Source organism: Rhodococcus sp. Q1, assembly GCF_004153645.1.
GTDB classification, from domain to species: Bacteria; Actinomycetota; Actinomycetes; order Mycobacteriales; family Mycobacteriaceae; genus Rhodococcus; species Rhodococcus gordoniae.
This window is the reverse complement of the sequence record NZ_SDMJ01000007.1, coordinates 1-15,950: the sequence shown is the minus strand read 5'-3', so window position 1 is coordinate 15,950 and position 15,950 is coordinate 1. Positions and strand designations below refer to the sequence as shown.

14 protein-coding genes and 1 tRNA gene are annotated in these 15,950 nt (G+C 67.6%); 13 read left to right on the top strand and 2 right to left on the bottom strand.

Going from position 1 to position 15,950, the window contains the following annotated elements; all coding sequences use genetic code 11:
- Positions 1-42 precede the first annotated feature (42 nt).
- The 7 genes from EQ874_RS23370 (at position 43) to EQ874_RS18650 (ending at position 6,728) form a co-directional block, all read left to right on the top strand.
- Positions 43-261: a DUF4244 domain-containing protein gene (locus tag EQ874_RS23370; RefSeq protein ID WP_129977725.1), complete on the top strand. Its 219-nt coding sequence runs from the start codon at positions 43-45 to the stop codon at positions 259-261.
- Positions 262-270: 9 nt separating this feature from the next.
- Complete coding sequence (locus EQ874_RS18675; protein ID WP_242496809.1) at positions 271-645, top strand: TadE family type IV pilus minor pilin; 375 nt, start codon at positions 271-273, stop codon at positions 643-645.
- A complete protein-coding gene (locus EQ874_RS18670; RefSeq protein ID WP_129977724.1) occupies positions 642-1,001 on the top strand; it encodes an Rv3654c family TadE-like protein in 360 nt (119 codons plus the stop codon). Before EQ874_RS18675 ends, EQ874_RS18670 begins: the two co-directional genes overlap by 4 nt.
- A 486-nt stretch (positions 1,002-1,487) precedes the next feature.
- Positions 1,488-3,059: an ABC transporter substrate-binding protein gene (locus tag EQ874_RS18665; protein ID WP_332307013.1), complete on the top strand. Its 1,572-nt coding sequence runs from the start codon at positions 1,488-1,490 to the stop codon at positions 3,057-3,059.
- An 81-nt stretch (positions 3,060-3,140) separates the two neighbouring features.
- The gene (locus EQ874_RS18660) at positions 3,141-4,064 is read left to right on the top strand and encodes an ABC transporter permease (RefSeq protein ID WP_016934609.1); all 924 of its coding nucleotides are present in this window, start codon (positions 3,141-3,143) and stop codon (positions 4,062-4,064) included.
- Positions 4,065-4,069: 5 nt separating this feature from the next.
- Positions 4,070-5,011, top strand: a complete 942-nt coding sequence (locus EQ874_RS18655; protein WP_242496808.1) for an ABC transporter permease — start codon at positions 4,070-4,072, stop codon at positions 5,009-5,011.
- A 46-nt stretch (positions 5,012-5,057) separates the two neighbouring features.
- On the top strand, positions 5,058-6,728 hold the full coding sequence (locus EQ874_RS18650; protein WP_207213588.1) for an ABC transporter ATP-binding protein: 1,671 nt from the start codon (positions 5,058-5,060) through the stop codon (positions 6,726-6,728).
- A 7-nt stretch (positions 6,729-6,735) separates the two neighbouring features.
- On the opposite strand, the gene EQ874_RS18645 is transcribed toward EQ874_RS18650, so the two are convergent.
- Positions 6,736-9,081 carry a DEAD/DEAH box helicase gene (locus EQ874_RS18645; protein WP_129977722.1) on the bottom strand — a complete coding sequence of 782 codons (2,346 nt, stop codon included), beginning with the start codon at positions 9,079-9,081 and terminating at the stop codon, positions 6,736-6,738.
- A 406-nt stretch (positions 9,082-9,487) separates the two neighbouring features.
- Here EQ874_RS18645 and EQ874_RS18640 point away from each other — a divergent pair, with 406 nt between their 5' ends.
- From EQ874_RS18640 to topA, 3 genes are all read left to right on the top strand, one after another.
- Positions 9,488-9,691, top strand: coding sequence for a cold-shock protein (locus EQ874_RS18640; protein ID WP_005515803.1), 204 nt, complete (start codon positions 9,488-9,490; stop codon positions 9,689-9,691).
- A gap of 158 nt (positions 9,692-9,849) precedes the next feature.
- Positions 9,850-10,455 (top strand): hypothetical protein, encoded by a 606-nt coding sequence (locus EQ874_RS18635; RefSeq protein WP_129977721.1) that lies wholly within the window; start codon positions 9,850-9,852, stop codon positions 10,453-10,455.
- Between the two features lie 117 nt (positions 10,456-10,572).
- Positions 10,573-13,509 carry a type I DNA topoisomerase gene (gene topA / locus EQ874_RS18630; RefSeq protein WP_129977720.1) on the top strand — a complete coding sequence of 979 codons (2,937 nt, stop codon included), beginning with the start codon at positions 10,573-10,575 and terminating at the stop codon, positions 13,507-13,509.
- Positions 13,510-13,578: 69 nt separating this feature from the next.
- Here topA and EQ874_RS18625 read toward each other — a convergent pair whose 3' ends face one another.
- Positions 13,579-13,971, bottom strand: a complete 393-nt coding sequence (locus EQ874_RS18625) for a VOC family protein (RefSeq protein WP_129977719.1) — start codon at positions 13,969-13,971, stop codon at positions 13,579-13,581.
- A gap of 91 nt (positions 13,972-14,062) precedes the next feature.
- Between EQ874_RS18625 and EQ874_RS18620 the strand changes: the two genes are divergently transcribed.
- The 3 genes from EQ874_RS18620 (at position 14,063) to EQ874_RS18610 (ending at position 15,830) form a co-directional block, all read left to right on the top strand.
- Positions 14,063-15,250 carry a DNA polymerase III subunit delta' gene (locus tag EQ874_RS18620; RefSeq protein ID WP_129977718.1) on the top strand — a complete coding sequence of 396 codons (1,188 nt, stop codon included), beginning with the start codon at positions 14,063-14,065 and terminating at the stop codon, positions 15,248-15,250.
- 62 nt (positions 15,251-15,312) lie between these two features.
- Positions 15,313-15,388 (top strand) — tRNA-Thr (locus tag EQ874_RS18615).
- Positions 15,389-15,632: 244 nt separating this feature from the next.
- Positions 15,633-15,830, top strand: coding sequence for a hypothetical protein (locus EQ874_RS18610; protein ID WP_026003667.1), 198 nt, complete (start codon positions 15,633-15,635; stop codon positions 15,828-15,830).
- Positions 15,831-15,950 lie beyond the last annotated feature (120 nt).

The following is a 15,950-nucleotide window of genomic DNA, read 5'->3' as shown; positions in this document are numbered from 1 at the left end:
CGGCGCGGACGGTCCGCGCCGCACGGATGGGAGGGACGGAAGATGGGGAAACGAACACCGGACGCAGGGCTCTCACGTGGCTTGCGTGGTCGTCTCTGCGGGCTCGTCGTGCAGGACGACGGCATGTCGACGGCGGAATATGCGATCGGGACCATCGCGGCGGCGGCTTTCGGAGCGGTGCTGTACACCGTGGTGACCGGCGATTCGATCGTGTCCGCGTTGACGGGCATTGTCGAGCGTGCCCTGAACACGGCGGTGTGACACCGACGCATGCGAAAGATGCTCGGACGACGCTGGTTACGCGCCTTCGTTCGTGAGGACGAAGGCGGGGTCACCGTCGAAGCGGCTCTCGCCGTCGCAAGCCTGGTCACGGTGCTCGTGCTGTGCCTCGGCGCGGTGCTGGGCATCGCGTACCAGGTGCGGTGCCATGACGCCGCCCGTGAAGCCGCACGCCTCGCCGCGCGGGGAGATCAGGCGAGGGCGGTCGATGTGGCCACGCGAGTCGCGCCTCCGGACGCACGCGTGGCGGTACGCGAGGAGGGAGATCTGATCGTGGCGGTCGTGACCGCGGAGAGCCCGCTGCTCCCGTTGCTGACCCTCACGGCCGAGGCGGTGGCGGTGCGCGAGCCGGTAGGAACGCGATGAGGTCGGGCCCGTCCCTCCTCGGCGACGACGGGAGCGCGAGTGTGATCGGCTGCGCCGTGATGGCCGGCCTTATCGCGATCACGGCCACGTTGCTGCACGTCGGGTCGGTCGTCGTCGCACGTCATCGTGCGCAGGCGGCGGCCGACCTGGCGGCGGTGGCGGTCGCCTCGGCGCTGGACCGCGGGGTCGTGGGGGCCTGCGAGGCGAGCGAGGTGATCACCATACGGATGCGAGTGCGATTGCGGCGCTGCGAGATCGACGAGTGGGACGCCCTCGTCGAAGTTACCGCTGTGGTGTCGGCCCTCTTCGGTGGGAAGGAGGCGACGGCCGTCGCGCGAGCCGGTCCTGCCCGATGATGCCCGCCGGCGGCTCGCTCGCGGCCGTATCCAGCGGATTCGCGCTCGTTGCTTACCTGTGCTTATTATGTGTGACGGTCGTCATAGGCGATTGTGGACACAGTGGTGGTGGACGAAGCAATTCCGGTTCCCGGTCGGGCAGCGGTAAGGGGTGCGGGAGCGGATGTAGTGCGGGGATGAGGGTCGGTTCCGTGGTCGGAACTCTTTCGCATCGACGTATCCGGCAGGCGACGCGTGTTCCTGTCTGATTACGAAGGTATTTCGTTCGTTCTTTTCCGGTCCCCCGATCGGGGACGCCGCGTGACGGACTCTCGAAGTGTGTCTAGAGTCCTCCGACATTCCGGGCTGCACATCGTTCGCACTGTGGCCCACACCGACACCGCGGACCATCGCGGCCTGCGCGGACGGCGACCTCGTCCCGCGGGAACTGAGGAAGGATCGATCTTGAGGGTCAAGCGCGTAATCGCGGCCGTGTCGGCAGGCTTCGTGGCTGCCGGCCTGCTCGCGGCATGTGGGGGCGGCAGCGCTTCCGGTGCCGAGGGCGTCTACAGCCTGCACATCATGCAGCCCGAGAACCCGCTGGTTCCGGGCAACACCACCGAGAGCGAGGGTAATCAGGTCCTCAAGTCGCTGTTCACGCCGTTGGTGCGCTACAACGACGAGACCAGCGAGGTGGAGTACACCGGCGTCGCGAAATCGGTCGAGTCCGAGGACCAGATGACCTGGACCATCGAACTGAACGAGGGCTGGACGTTCCACGACGGAACTCCCGTCACCGCGAAGTCGTATGTCGACGCGTGGAACTACACCGCTCTGAGCACCAACGCGTACGGCGCCTCGTACTTCTTCGAGAACGTCAAGGGATACGACGAGCTGCAGGCCGCCGACGGTGCCGAGCCCGCCGCGACCACCATGTCGGGCCTCGAGGCCGTGAACGACACGACGATCTCCGTCGAGCTGAAGGAACCGTTCGCAATCTTCCCGGTCACCCTCGGGTACACCGCGTTCTACCCTCTGCCCGAGGTGTTCTTCGACGACCCCGAGGCGTTCGGTCGCCGTCCGATCGGCAACGGCCCGTTCAAGGCCGACGAGGACTTCGTCGACGGTCAGGGCTTCACCGTGACCAAGTACGAGGACTACGCCGGTGACAACCCGGCGCAGGCCGAGGGCGTACAGTTCAAGGTCTACACCGAACTGACCACCGCCTTCACCGACGTCCAGGCCGGCGGCCTCGACGTGCTGCTGGATCTGCCGCCGGACGCCTGGGCCACCGCCCGCGACCAGTTCGGTGATCGTTACGTCGAGCGCGCCCGCCCCGACATCACCGCGCTCTCGTTCCCGACCTACGACGAGCGTTTCGCCGATCCCCGTGTCCGCGAAGCATTCTCGATGGCGATCGATCGTCAGGCCATCACCACGGCCATCTTCACCGACACCCGCACGCCGGCGGCCTCCTTCGGATCGCCCGTCGTCGAGGGGTACCGCGAGGACGCCTGCGGCGCCAAGTGCGAGCTGAACGTCGAGCAGGCCAACAAACTTCTCGACGAGGCGGGCTTCGATCGCAGTCGACCGGTCGATCTGTGGTTCAACGCCGGAGCCGGGCACGACCAGTGGATGACCGCGGTCGGCAACCAGTTCCGCAGCAACCTCGGTGTCGAGTACGTGCTGCGCGGCGACCTGCAGTTCGCGCAGTACCTGCCGCTGCAGGACGACAAGGGCATGACCGGTCCCTTCCGGATGGGCTGGATCATGGACTACCCGTCGCTGTACAACTTCCTGGCTCCCGTCTACAGCACGGCCGCGATGCCGCCGGCCGGGTCGAACATGTCCTTCTACAGCAACCCTGAGTTCGACGCGGCCCTGTCGGCCGGTAACAACGCCGACACCCTCGACGACGCCACGGTGGAATACCAGCGTGCCGAGGACATCCTGTTCCGCGACATGCCCGCCACGCCGCTCTTCTACGGACTGAACCAGGCCGTGACGAGCGACCGGGTCGACAACGTGAAGATCGACGCGTTCGGAGACATCGTGACCGAAGAGGTCACGGTCGGCTGAGTGACGAGTGGTGGGGTGTCCCGCGCAGACGGGACACCCCACCACCCACGTAGGACGTTCTGTTCCGTATAGGAGAACCCAGTGGGTCGCTTCATCACGCGTCGATTGCTGCTGACCGTTCCGGTCCTGATCGGCGCCTCGTTCCTCATCTTCGCGATGGTCTACGCCCTTCCGGGCGATCCCATTCGCGCGCTGGCGGGCGATCGCCCGCTCGCTCCCGCGGTCGTGGCGCAGCTCCGCGCCCAGTACAACCTCGACGATCCGTTCTTCGTTCAGTACATCAAGTACGTCGGCGGACTGTTCCAGGGCGACTTCGGATCCGACTTCTCCGGTAGGCCGGTGCTGGACACCATCTCGCAGCGGCTGCCGGTCACCATCCAGCTGACCGCCGTGGCCGTGGTCTTCGAGATCCTCATCGGCGTCACGGCCGGTGTGCTCGCGGCGCTGCGCCGCAATTCCTTCTTCGACAACCTCGTGCTCGTCTCGTCGACGCTGCTCGTCTCGATCCCGGTGTTCGTCCTCGGCTTCGTCTCGCAGTACGTCCTGGGATACAGGCTGGGTCTGTTCCCGATCGCCGGTATCAACGACGGCTGGTACAGCTACCTGCTGCCCGGGCTGGTGCTCGCATCCCTGTCGATGGCCTACGTGGCGCGGCTGACGCGTACCGCGGTCTCGGAGTCGATGGCGGCCGACTACATCCGCACCGCCCGTTCCAAGGGTGTCGGATACAGCCGCATCGTGACCCGACATGCCTTGCGCAACAGCCTCATCCCGGTCGTGACGTTCATCGGTGCCGACATCGGCGCGTTGCTCGGCGGCGCGATCATCACCGAGTCGGTGTTCAACATTCCCGGGCTCGGCCGCGCCATCTTCGACGCTGTGCAGAACCAGGAAGGTGCAGTGGTCGTCGGCATCGTCACGCTGATGGTCTTCTTCTACATCTTCTTCAATCTCGTCGTGGACGTGCTGTACGCCTTCCTCGACCCACGGATCAGATACGAGTAGTGGTGATGGATTCCAATAACGCCGAGGCCGCCCGCCAGCACGCCGTGCAGGAAGGCGAGCCGGGAAATGTCGTGACCGGTGAGGCCGTCGAGCTCGTCGGCCAGGCGAGTCTGTGGGGCAACGCGTGGAAGAAGCTGCGTCGCAGCGCGTTCTTCTGGTTCGGAGCCGTCATCACCATCGTCCTCGTCGCGATGGCGGTGGTGCCGCAGGTGTTCGCCCGCGGGATCGATCCGCGGGCCTGCGACCTGTCGGACACCCGCCTCCCACCGAGCGCACAGCACTGGTTCGGAACCGATCTGCAGGGTTGTGACTACTACGCCAACGTCGTCTACGGCGCCCGCGTGTCGCTGTCCATCGGTCTGCTCGCAGTCATCGGTGTGCTGGTGATCGGTATCCTGATCGGTTCGCTGGCAGGATATTTCGGAGGGATCCTCGACAGTGTGCTGGCGCGGTTCACCGATGTCTTCTTCGGCATCCCGCTCCTGCTCGGCGCGCTCGTGCTGCTGACCGTGACCAGCGAGAGGACGGCCCTGACGGTCGCGATGGCGTTGATCGCCTTCGGCTGGATGACCGCGATGCGTCTGGTGCGGTCGTCGGTCATCGCCGTCAAGGGCAGCGAGTACGTCCAAGCGGCGCAGGTGCTCGGTGCGTCGACCTTCCGCATCCTCGTCCGGCACATCCTGCCGAACGCCCTGACCCCGGTGCTGGTGTACGCCACCGTCGCCGTCGGTACGTTCATCGCGGCCGAGGCGGCGCTGTCGTATCTCGGTATCGGCCTGCAGATGCCGGCCATGTCCTGGGGTCTGCAGATCAATCTGGGCCAGAGCTATCTCTCCACCTCGCCGCATCTGGTGCTGTTCCCGGCAGGTTTCCTGTCGGTCACGGTGCTGGCCTTCATTCTCATGGGTGATGCGCTGCGCGATGCGCTCGACCCGAAACGGAGCTGACGCAATGAGTCTCGATATGCGCGAGAAGACCACCCCCGGCGCCCCGATCCTGCAGGTCTCCGGTCTGACCATCGACTTCGAGGTGGACCGGACGTGGCGGACCGTCGTGCGCGACGTCTCGTTCGAGGTGGCGCGTGGAGAGATCGTGGCGATCGTCGGCGAATCCGGTTCCGGCAAGTCCACGACCGCCATGGCGGTACCGGGTCTGCTCGCCGACAACAGCAGGGTCGACGGCAGCATCACCCTCGGCGGACGCCAGCTGGTCGGTCTGACGGAACGCGAGCTGAACTCGGTGCGCGGCAAGGACATCGCCGTGATCTTCCAGGAGCCGATGACGGCTCTCAATCCCGTCTACACGATCGGGTGGCAGATCACCGAGGCCATCCGCGCGCACGCCGACGTGACGAAGGCCGAGGCGAAGGAGCGCGTGATCGAGCTGCTGCGTCTCGTCGACATGCCCGAGCCCGAGAAGCGCGTCGGCTACTATCCGCACCAGCTCTCCGGCGGTCAGCGTCAGCGCGCGATGATCGCACAGGCCCTGGCATCCGAGCCGTCGGTGCTCATCGCCGACGAGCCGACCACCGCTCTCGACGTGACGGTGCAGGCGGAGATCCTGCAGCTCATGCGCGACCTGCGCGAGCGGGTGGACGCGGCGATCGTGCTCATCACGCACGACATGGGTGTCGTCGCCGACATGGCCGACCGCATCATCGTCATGCGCGAGGGTGCGATCGTCGAGCAGGGGACATCGGATCGGATCTTCGGCACGCCGGAGCATGCCTACACCCGAGAACTGCTCGCCTCGGTGCCTCACCTCGGCTCGCGCGCCGGTGAGGCGGGTGCCGACGACACTCCGGACGTGCAGCACGCGCTCCGGCTCGTAGACGCGGTGATCGAGTACCCCGGCGCCCGACGCAACAGCGGTTTCCGCGCCGTGGACGGGGTCAGTCTCGACATCGAACCGGGTGAGGTCGTCGGACTCGTCGGTGAATCGGGCTCGGGTAAGTCGACCATGGGCAAGGCCGCGGTCGGCCTGGTCGGATTGCACTCGGGTTCGTTGTCCGTCGGCGGTGTCGACATCACGAAGATGTCGGCGCGCGACCTGCGTCCGGTGCGCCGCAACATCGGCATCGTCTTCCAGGATCCGGGTTCGTCGCTCAATCCGCGGTGGCCGATCGGGCAGTCCATCGCCGAGCCGATGCTGCTGCACACCGAGATGGACCGCACGCAGCGAAACAAGAAGGTCGAAGAACTCCTCGACCAGGTACATCTGCCCCGCGACATGCGCAACCGCTATCCGCACCAGCTCTCCGGCGGACAGCGTCAGCGGGTGGGTATCGCGCGGGCACTCGCTCTCGAACCGACACTGCTGATCGCGGACGAACCCACCTCCGCGCTGGACGTGTCGGTGCAGGCCAAGGTGCTCGAGCTGTTCCGGGAACTGCAGCGTGAGTACGGCTTCGCGTGTCTGTTCATCAGCCACGACCTGGCCGTCGTCGAGGTGCTGGCCCGTCGTATCGCCGTGATGCGCGCCGGCAAACTCGTCGAGTTCGACCGGACCGATCGCATCCTGCGTTCGCCGTCCGATCCGTACACCAAGCGGCTGCTGGCGGCCGTTCCCGTCCCGGATCCTGCCGAGCAGGCGCGGCGGCGCGAGGAGCGTGCCGCACTGGTGGCCGCCGAACGGGCCGAGGCCGGGGGCGCGCCGGTGGCCTGAGCCGGCGTCATCCCCCGATCGCAGCGAGGACGGCATCGAGGACGGCGACCGCCCCGGCCTTGTCGAGCGGATCGTTGCCGTTCCCGCATTTGGGGGAGTACACGCACGACGGGCATCCCGCGGCACATTCGCAGGCTGCAACCGCGTCGCGGGTGGCGCTGAGCCACTCGACGATCCGGTGGTAACCACGGTCGGCGAATCCGGCACCGCCCGGTTGCCCGTCGTAGACGAAGACGGTGGGCAGCCCGGTGTCGGGGTGCAGATCGGTGGAGACGCCCCCGATATCGCCGCGATCGCACGTCGCGAGCAGGGGGAGCAGGCCGATCGCGGCGTGCTCGGCGGCGTGGAGCGCGCCCGGAACGCGATCGGGCGTCACCCCGATCCTGCCGAACAGGTCGGGTTCGATCGTGTACATCACCGCGCGGGTGTCGAGCGTGTGTTCGGGCATGTCGAGGGGAATCTGATCGAGCACCTCTCCCGACGGCAGGCGGCGTAGATAGCCGACCACCCGGTGCGTCACCTCGACCCCCACGGACGCAACCGTGACGGGTCCGTACTCGCGTCGTTCGTCGACGGAGATGCAGCAGATGTCGGTGATCTCCCGAGCGCTCGTCGACCATTCCGGATCGTCGGCGTGCACGAAGGCGATGCCGTCCTCGAGATACAACTCGTCGACCACGAATGTCTCGCCCTGATGCAGGTGCACGGCGCCGGGATGGATGGTCGCGGGCGCCCGGGCGGCGTCGACGGTACCGAGCATGCGGCCGGTGTCGCCCTCGACGATCGAGATCTGATGGCCGATCCCGCCGCGGATCTCGACATCGCCGTGCGGTTGCGTACCGGGGGTGACGAACCAGCCGTGCGGCCGGCGACGGATCAGGCCCTGCTCCGCGAGGGCCGTGAGGACGTCGAGCGCACCGAACTCGTCGACCTCGGCGTCGCCGAGGGGTAGTTCGGCTGCGGCGCAGAGGAGCTGGGGACCGAGCACGTACGGATTGTTCGGGTCGGTGACCGTCGCCTCGACCGGTCGGTCGAGCAGTGCCTGCGGGTGGTGCACGAGATAGGTGTCGAGTGGGTCGTCCCGCGCGACCAGCACGACGAGCGAACCCTGCCCGCGGCGTCCGGCGCGACCGCCCTGTTGCCGGAACGACGCGACCGTGCCGGGGAAACCGGCGACGATCACCGCGTCCAGACCGGCGATGTCCACGCCGAGTTCGAGGGCGTTCGTGCTGGCGACACCGAGCAGGCGTCCGTCGGACAGCGCCGACTCGAGGTCGCGGCGGTCCTCGGCGAGATAACCCGCCCGGTAGGCCGCCACCCGGTCGACGAGATCCGGTGCCGCCTCGGTGAGAAGCCGGCGTGCACCCATGGCGGCGAGTTCGGCGCCGTGGCGCGACCGGACGAACGCCAGCGTGCGGGCGCCTTCGACGACGAGGTCGGCGAGCAGACGCGCGGCCTCGGTGCCCGCGGCCCGGCGTACCGGGGCGCCGTGTTCGCCGGTCACCTCGCGCAGCAGGGGCGGCTCCCACATGGCGACCGTGCGAGGACCGTGCGGTGAACCGTCCTCGGTGACCTCCCGGCAGGGAGCGCCGATGAGGCGGGATGCCGCGGCCCCGGGTTCCGCGGTCGTCGCGGAGGCGAGCACGAAGACGGGATCGGCGCCGTAGCGGCGGGCCACGCGCCGGAGCCGGCGCAGGATCAATGCGACGTGCGATCCGAACACGCCCCGGTAGGAGTGGCACTCGTCGACGACGACGTATCGCAGACGACGCCACAACCGGGCCCATCGTGCGTGCGCGGGCAGCAGCGACAGGTGCAGCATGTCGGGATTGGTGAAGATCCAGCGCGAGTGCCGTCGCGTCCACTGCCGGATCTCGGTGGACGTGTCGCCGTCGTAGGCACACGCGCACACGGTCGACAGTGCGTCGATATCGGAGGTCAGTTCGGTGACCGCACGCAACTGGTCGGCGCCGAGCGCCTTGGTGGGCGACAGGTACAGGGCCGTGGCCTGTGGGTCGTCGGCGAGGGCACTGAGGACGGGAAGCTGGTAGGCCACCGACTTGCCGGACGCGGTGCCGGTGGAGACGACCACGTGCTCGCCGCCGGCAGCGATGTCGGCGGCACTCGCCTGATGGTGCCACGGACGCTCCACGCCTTGTCCTCGGAACGCGGCGACGACGTCGTCGTGTGCCCACTGCGGCCAGTCGCTGTGACGGGCGGGCCGAGCCGGGATCTCCGCGACGTGGGTCAGCGGTGACTCGCCCGACGGGATGCCTGCGAGCAGCCGCTCGAGTAGCTCGCGACCGTAGGTGCGGGTGGCGTCGCCGCTGGGGAGGAAGGGCGAGCCGGTCACGCAGTACTCCGCGGGTCGAACGAGATGGTCTGTCGGATACGAGGTCTGTCGGATACGAGTGGGGGCCGAGATCCGGGACGAGTGTGGCATCAGTGCCCGCCCGTAACATGGGAGCAACAGCTACCCCTGGGTAATGCTACCGAGACGTGAACAAGATCAGAGGATTGGCACGTTTGTGCCCATTCCTACTGTTGCGCGTGCCCGGAACGTGGTTGACTGACACCCGGTCGCAGCTTCTGTGTTCGTAGACTTGGAAAAGTGCACGCTCGCAGGATCGATGGTTGCGAGCGCGGTGCTTTAGCTCTTCCAACGGGGGACTCCAGAAGTACAGCGGTCGGAACCGGGACCTGGCGGATCGCGTACCCGGCGGTTCGTCGAATCCGGTGTTAGAAAGAGAAGGAAAAGCATGGCACAGGGCACTGTGAAGTGGTTCAACGCGGAGAAGGGCTTCGGCTTCATCGCTCCTGAGGACGGCTCCGCCGACGTGTTCGTTCACTACTCCGAGATCCAGGGTTCCGGCTTCCGCACCCTCGAGGAGAACCAGCGAGTCGAGTTCGAGGTCGGTCAGGGCACCAAGGGCCCGCAGGCCACCGGCGTGCGCGCAATCTGATCCACCCGCTCGAGCGAGCAACCGGGCAAGGTCGACAACCTCGCCCGATCGTCCCCCGTCGCCTCAGGTGATGGGGGACGATGCATTTTCCGGGAGGTGTGCGCGAAGGAGCGTACGACCTCGCTCGTCGCGCTCGCGGAGTCGCGAGAGGAGGACCCGTGAGTCAACTGTCCTTCTTCGGTGCCGACACGATGCCGCCGGCTCCGGCCGACCTGAGCGGTCTGCTCGCGGCGCACGGACGCGCGCGCCTCACCGAGGACGGCGCAGTGCTGACCGTGGAGGTCGACGCCGAATGGCGTGCTCGTGCCATCGCCCAGCTCGTGACCGATACAGGAGTGGGGGCGGACATCGTCGCCGACGGCGATCTGTTCACCGTCGGCACGGCCTCCGCCGGCTCTCTCGTCCCGCTCGCCACCCAGTGGATCGGTGACCACACCAAGACGGTCCCGGACGGCTGGGTTCCGTCCTCGCGGGCCCAGCGCGCCTGGTTTCTCGCGTCCGGTCGTATGGAGGTCGAGGGAGCACAGTATGTTCTCGGTCTGGATCCGGCCGCTCCCGAGACCCACGCCTCCCTGGCGCAGGCGCTCATGCGCGCCGGAATCGCGCCGACTCTCATCGGTACGCACGGCACCGGTGGTCCCGGGTTGAGGATCTCCGGTCGCAAGCGACTGACGAGGCTCGTCGAGAACATCGGCGCACCTCCGGACGCCGACGCGGCACGCCGGATCTGGCCGTACGTGGAACCGGGTGATCATCACTCGTGAAGAGCCGTTCCCCGAGGATGTGCGACCCTGTGTGTGGCCGCGTCTGGGGAGCGGGTCGGTATACATGTCTTCGAACAAGGCGACATGTCGGCAATGAGGGAAGGTGCGGGCGGCACGGTGGCAGCACGGGAGAAGAGCACTGCGGGCGGTTCGTCGGGCACGCGTCGGCTCGTGATCGTCGAGTCCCCGACCAAGGCGAGGAAGATCGCCCCCTACCTCGGCCGCGACTACGTCGTCGAGGCCTCGGTCGGGCACATCCGCGACCTGCCGCGTGGTGCCGCGGACGTCCCGGCCAAGTACAAGGGCGAGTCGTGGGCGCGCCTCGGTGTCGACGTCGACCACGACTTCGAACCGCTCTACGTCGTCAGCGCCGACAAGAAGTCCAAGGTCTCGGAACTGAAGAGCCTGCTCAAGGACGCCGACGAGCTCTACCTCGCCACCGACCCCGACCGCGAGGGCGAGGCCATCGCCTGGCACCTGCTCGAAACCCTCAAGCCCAAGGTGCCCGTCCGGCGCATGGTCTTCCACGAGATCACCGAGCCCGCGATCCGCGCGGCCGCCGAGAACACCCGCGACCTCGACAACGACCTGGTCGACGCGCAGGAGACCCGCCGCATCCTCGACCGCCTGTACGGCTACGAGGTCAGCCCGGTGCTGTGGAAGAAGGTCATGCCCCGCCTGTCGGCGGGTCGCGTGCAGTCCGTGGCGACCCGCGTGATCGTCCAGCGCGAACGCGAGCGCATGGCGTTCACGTCCGCCGAGTACTGGGACATCGCGGCCACGATGGACGCCGGTGCCGGCGCAAGCCCCCGCTCGTTCGGTGCCCGCCTGGTCAACGTCGACGGAGCGCGGGTCGCGTCGGGTCGTGATTTCGGCGCCGACGGGAACCTGAAGTCGACCGGCGTCGTCGTCCTCGACGAGGACCGTGCCCGCCGCCTCGCGGAGGCACTCGCCGGTGCCGCGCTGACGGTGTCGTCGGCCGAGAGCAAGCCGTACACGCGCAAGCCGTACGCCCCGTTCATGACGTCGACGCTGCAGCAGGAGGCGGGCCGCAAGCTGCGGTTCTCGTCCGAGCGCACGATGCGCACGGCGCAGCGCCTGTACGAGAACGGCTACATCACCTACATGCGTACCGACTCCACGACGCTGTCGGAGTCGGCGATCGCGGCGGCCCGCGCACAGGCCACCCAGTTGTACGGCGCCGAGTTCGTCCACCCGACGCCGCGCCAGTACACCCGCAAGGTCAAGAACGCGCAGGAAGCGCACGAGGCGATCCGTCCCGCCGGCGACGTCTTCGCCACCCCCGGCGAGCTGCACTCGCGTCTCGACGGCGACGAGTTCAAGCTCTACGAGCTCATCTGGCAGCGCACAGTCGCCTCCCAGATGGCCGACGCGCGGGGCACGACGCTCACGTTGCGCATCACCGGCACCGCGGGCACCGGCGAGGAGTGCACCTTCTCGTCGTCGGGTCGCACCATCACCTTCGCGGGCTTCCTGAAGGCCTATGTCGAAAGTGTCGACGAGGAGGCCGGCGGACAGTCGGACGATGCGGAGTCGCGTCTGCCGAACCTGTCCGAGGGCGCGTCCGTCACCGCGACGAAGCTCGATCCGGACGGTCACTCCACGAATCCGCCCGCCCGATACACCGAGGCGAGCCTGATCAAGACGCTCGAGGAGCTCGGGATCGGCCGGCCCTCGACCTACGCGTCGATCATCAAGACGATCCTCGATCGCGGCTACGTCTACAAGCGCGGCAGTGCACTCGTGCCCTCGTGGGTGGCGTTCGCCGTGATCGGCCTGCTCGAGGCGCACTTCGCTCAGCTCGTCGACTACGACTTCACGGCCGGGATGGAGGACGATCTCGACGAGATCGCCTCCGGTCACCGGCAGCGCACCGATTGGCTGACGCGGTTCTACTTCGGCAGCGACGACGGTCACGAGGAATCGGTCGCCCGCAAGGGTGGTCTGAAGAAGCTGGTGGGGGAGAACCTCGAGGACATCGATGCCCGCGAGATCAACTCCATCCGCCTGTTCGACGACTCCGAGGGTCGCGAGATCCACGTGCGGGTGGGCCGGTTCGGTCCGTATCTCGAACGGATGATCACCGATCCCGACGATCCCGAGGCCGAGCCGACCTCGCAGCGCGCCAACCTGCCCGACGACCTTCCGCCGGACGAGCTCACCCTCGAGTACGCCGAGAAGCTCTTCTCGACGCCGCAGGAAGGGCGTGTTCTCGGTGTCGATCCGTCCACCGGCTACGAGATCGTCGCGCGTGAGGGCCGCTTCGGTCCCTACGTCACCGAACTGATCCCCGACCCGGAACCCGAGCCCGAGCCCGACGTCACGCCCATCCCCGTCGAGGAACTCGGGTCCGAGGGGGAGGGCGGCACGAAGACCGCCACCAAGAAGGCCGTCGCGAAGAAGGCAGCGAAGAAGGCTCCGGCCAAGAAGGCCGCCAAGAAGGCCGGCCCGAAGCCGCGCACGGGTTCGCTGTTCAAGTCGATGGACCTGTCCACGGTCACCCTGGACGACGCCCTGAAACTGCTGTCGCTGCCGCGCGTGGTGGGTGCCGATCCGGAGTCCGGCGACGAGATCACCGCTCAGAACGGCCGCTACGGTCCGTACCTGAAGAAGGGCACCGACTCGCGGTCGCTCGCGAACGAGGAGCAGATCTTCACCGTCACCCTCGAGGAGGCGCTGAAGATCTACGCGGAACCCAAGCGGCGCGGCCGGCAGGCCGCGGCCACACCGCCGCTGCGCGAGCTGGGCACCGACCCGGTGAGCGGCAAGCCGATGGTGATCAAGGACGGCCGCTTCGGCCCGTACGTCACCGACGGTGAGACCAACGCGAGCCTCCGTAAGGGCGACGAGGTCACGACGATCACCGACGAGCGGGCGTCAGAACTGCTCGCCGACCGTCGCGCGCGCGGCCCGGCCAAGAAGACCGCGAAGAAGACGGCGGCGAAGAAGACCCCCGCCAAGAAGACGGCGGCCAAGAAAACGGCCGCCAAGAAGACGACGAAGAAGGCCGCAGCGAAGAAGACGACCGACTGACCGTTCTCGTCGGATCACGCCGTTGACCTCACGGTGTGTATCGCGAACGGCCGTCGGGCCTGCCCGGCGTCACCCCGGAAGCGCGGCGAACAGGTCGAGGGTATGGCCGTCGGGGTCGAGCACGCTCGCGTAGCGCTGTCCCCAGAACGCGTCCCACGGGGCCTTCGTCGAGGTGCACCCGGCGTCGATCAAGGCGGCGTGCGTCTCGTCGACCGCGCTCGGGGCGCTGCAGTCGAAAGCCAGAGCCACCCCGCTTCCGGGCGACGGTTCGAACGTCGGGTCGAAGCTGCGGACGGACTCGACGGTGTCCCACATCAGGCGCAGTCCACCGGGGAGCACGGTCTCGAAGTGCGGCACCTCGGGAGCTTCGGCGGGCAGGTCGAGGCCGAGCACGCGATAGCACGCGAAGGACCGATCGAGGTCGGCGACGACGAGTCCCACCGCGGAGAAGTGAATGGTCATGGCCCGACGGTAGGGCTCCGGAACCACGCCTGTCTCGAATGTTCCGGACACGTGATCCGGATCGGTCGGAGCCGATCGTTAGGCTGAGCGCATGCCCGGGGTCTTCGATCGTCTCGTCGGTCAACGTGATGTCGAAACCGAACTCGTCGCTGCCGCGGTCGCAGCCCGTCGTGGCGAAACCGGGTCGGCGATGACCCACTCGTGGCTGTTCACCGGCCCTCCCGGGTCCGGGCGCTCCGTCGCGGCGCTGTGCTTCGCGGCCGCGCTGCAGTGCACCGACGAGAAGACTCCCGGCTGCGGGCGATGCCACGCATGCACCACCACGATGGCCGGCACGCACGGCGACGTGCGGCGGGTCGTGCCCGAGGGACTGACGATCAGCGTCAAGTCGATGCGCGACATCGTGCAGGTCGCGTCGCGGCGCCCCAGCACGGGGCGATGGCAGGTCGTAGTGATCGAGGATGCCGACCGTCTCACCGAGGGGGCCGCGAACGCTTTGCTGAAGGTGGTCGAAGAGCCACCGCAGCGAACGGTCTTCCTGCTGTGCGCGCCGTCGGTCGATCCCGAGGACATCTCGGTGACGCTGCGTTCCCGTTGCCGCCACGTCGGGTTGGTGACGCCCAGCGTCGACGCCATCGCACGTGTTCTCGAAGCCACCGACGACATCGATCCGAAAACGGCACAGTGGGCCGCATCCGTCAGCGCGGGGCACGTGGGGCGGGCCCGGCGACTCGCCGTCGACGAGGGCGCCCGCGACAACCGGGCGCGTGCCCTGGCCGTCGCAGGCGCGGTCCTCCGGCCCGCCACTACCTACGCCGCGGCCGACGAACTCGGCCGCAGTGCCGAGACCGAGGCGAAGGAGATCAGCGCCGAGCGCGACGAACGCGAAACGGAAGAGTTGAAGACAGCGCTCGGTGCCGGCGGTACCGGCAAGGGGGCCGCGGGCGCGCTTCGCGGTTCGGCGGGGGTGCTCAAGGAGCTCGAACGCACCCAGAAGTCGCGGAAGACGCGCACCGAACGCGACATCATGGACCGGGCCCTCATCGATCTCGCCGGCCTGTACCGGGACGCGCTGGTACACGCTTTCGGATCACGGGTCACTCTCAATCATCCGGACATGTCGGACCGCGCGGCCGACCTCGCGTCGAGAACCCGGCCGGAAGCGCTGCTCGAGTGCATCGAGGCCATCCTCGACTGCCGGGAAGCGCTCGCTCAGAACGTCAAACCCCGGTTCGCTCTTGCGGCGCTCGCGGCCAGGCTGAGCGGAGCATTCCGGTAGCCGAAGTGCCGGTTTGCATCGGGGTGGGGGTAGTCCGCTAGACTTCGGACGCCGAAAGGCTCGCTGCCTTAGCTCAGTCGGTAGAGCATTTCACTCGTAATGAAAAGGTCGTCGGTTCGATTCCGACAGGCAGCTCCACGAAGGCCCCTCACCACGGTGAGGGGCCTTCGACGTTTTCTGCGTCCTGCGCGTCGTGCGCGGATGATGGAGGCATGTTGATGGAACTGTTCTCCTTGGTCCTGATCATCGGTGCTCTCGCTGTGGTGCTGCCCATGGCGATCCGGGTCCTCCGTAACCGCGACCGTTGAGACGGAGCGACCGCGACCGTTGACACGGCGTCGAAATCCTCGACAAGGCGGTGACCGCGCAGCATGCTTCTCTCATGGCTGAGTCGTTGAAAGACCGGGTTCGGGAGAAGATCCTGCGGCAGCGCGCCGAGGACGGAGGCCGGCCGATCGGCGACGCCGAGGGGGACGACCCCCGGCTCATGGATATCCGCAGCGATCTCGCGATGCTCGAGCAGGCCGAGGAGGACGACCCGATCGTCCAGCATCTTGCCGCCAAGTACTGGGTGCCTTGAGCACCTTCCGATACCCTTTCCGGGCCCAGAAACACGCGTTGAACAGGCGATTTGGTGTTCTCGGAGATGTTCGCGTAACTTATTCCAGGTCAGAGCGACACGGACACCGACCCGGGCCGA

Excerpts from the sequence above, each read along its gene's own strand:
- EQ874_RS23370 (WP_129977725.1), top strand. The coding sequence starts at position 43 with ATGGGGAAACGAACACCGGACGCAGGGCTCTCACGTGGCTTGCGTGGT.
- EQ874_RS18675 (WP_242496809.1), top strand. The coding sequence starts at position 271 with ATGCGAAAGATGCTCGGACGACGCTGGTTACGCGCCTTCGTTCGTGAG.
- EQ874_RS18670 (WP_129977724.1), top strand. The coding sequence starts at position 642 with ATGAGGTCGGGCCCGTCCCTCCTCGGCGACGACGGGAGCGCGAGTGTG.
- EQ874_RS18655 (WP_242496808.1), top strand. The coding sequence starts at position 4,070 with ATGGATTCCAATAACGCCGAGGCCGCCCGCCAGCACGCCGTGCAGGAA.
- EQ874_RS18640 (WP_005515803.1), top strand. The coding sequence starts at position 9,488 with ATGGCACAGGGCACTGTGAAGTGGTTCAACGCGGAGAAGGGCTTCGGC.
- EQ874_RS18625 (WP_129977719.1), bottom strand. The coding sequence starts at position 13,971 with ATGACCATTCACTTCTCCGCGGTGGGACTCGTCGTCGCCGACCTCGAT.
- EQ874_RS18620 (WP_129977718.1), top strand. The coding sequence starts at position 14,063 with ATGCCCGGGGTCTTCGATCGTCTCGTCGGTCAACGTGATGTCGAAACC.
- EQ874_RS18610 (WP_026003667.1), top strand. The coding sequence starts at position 15,633 with ATGGCTGAGTCGTTGAAAGACCGGGTTCGGGAGAAGATCCTGCGGCAG.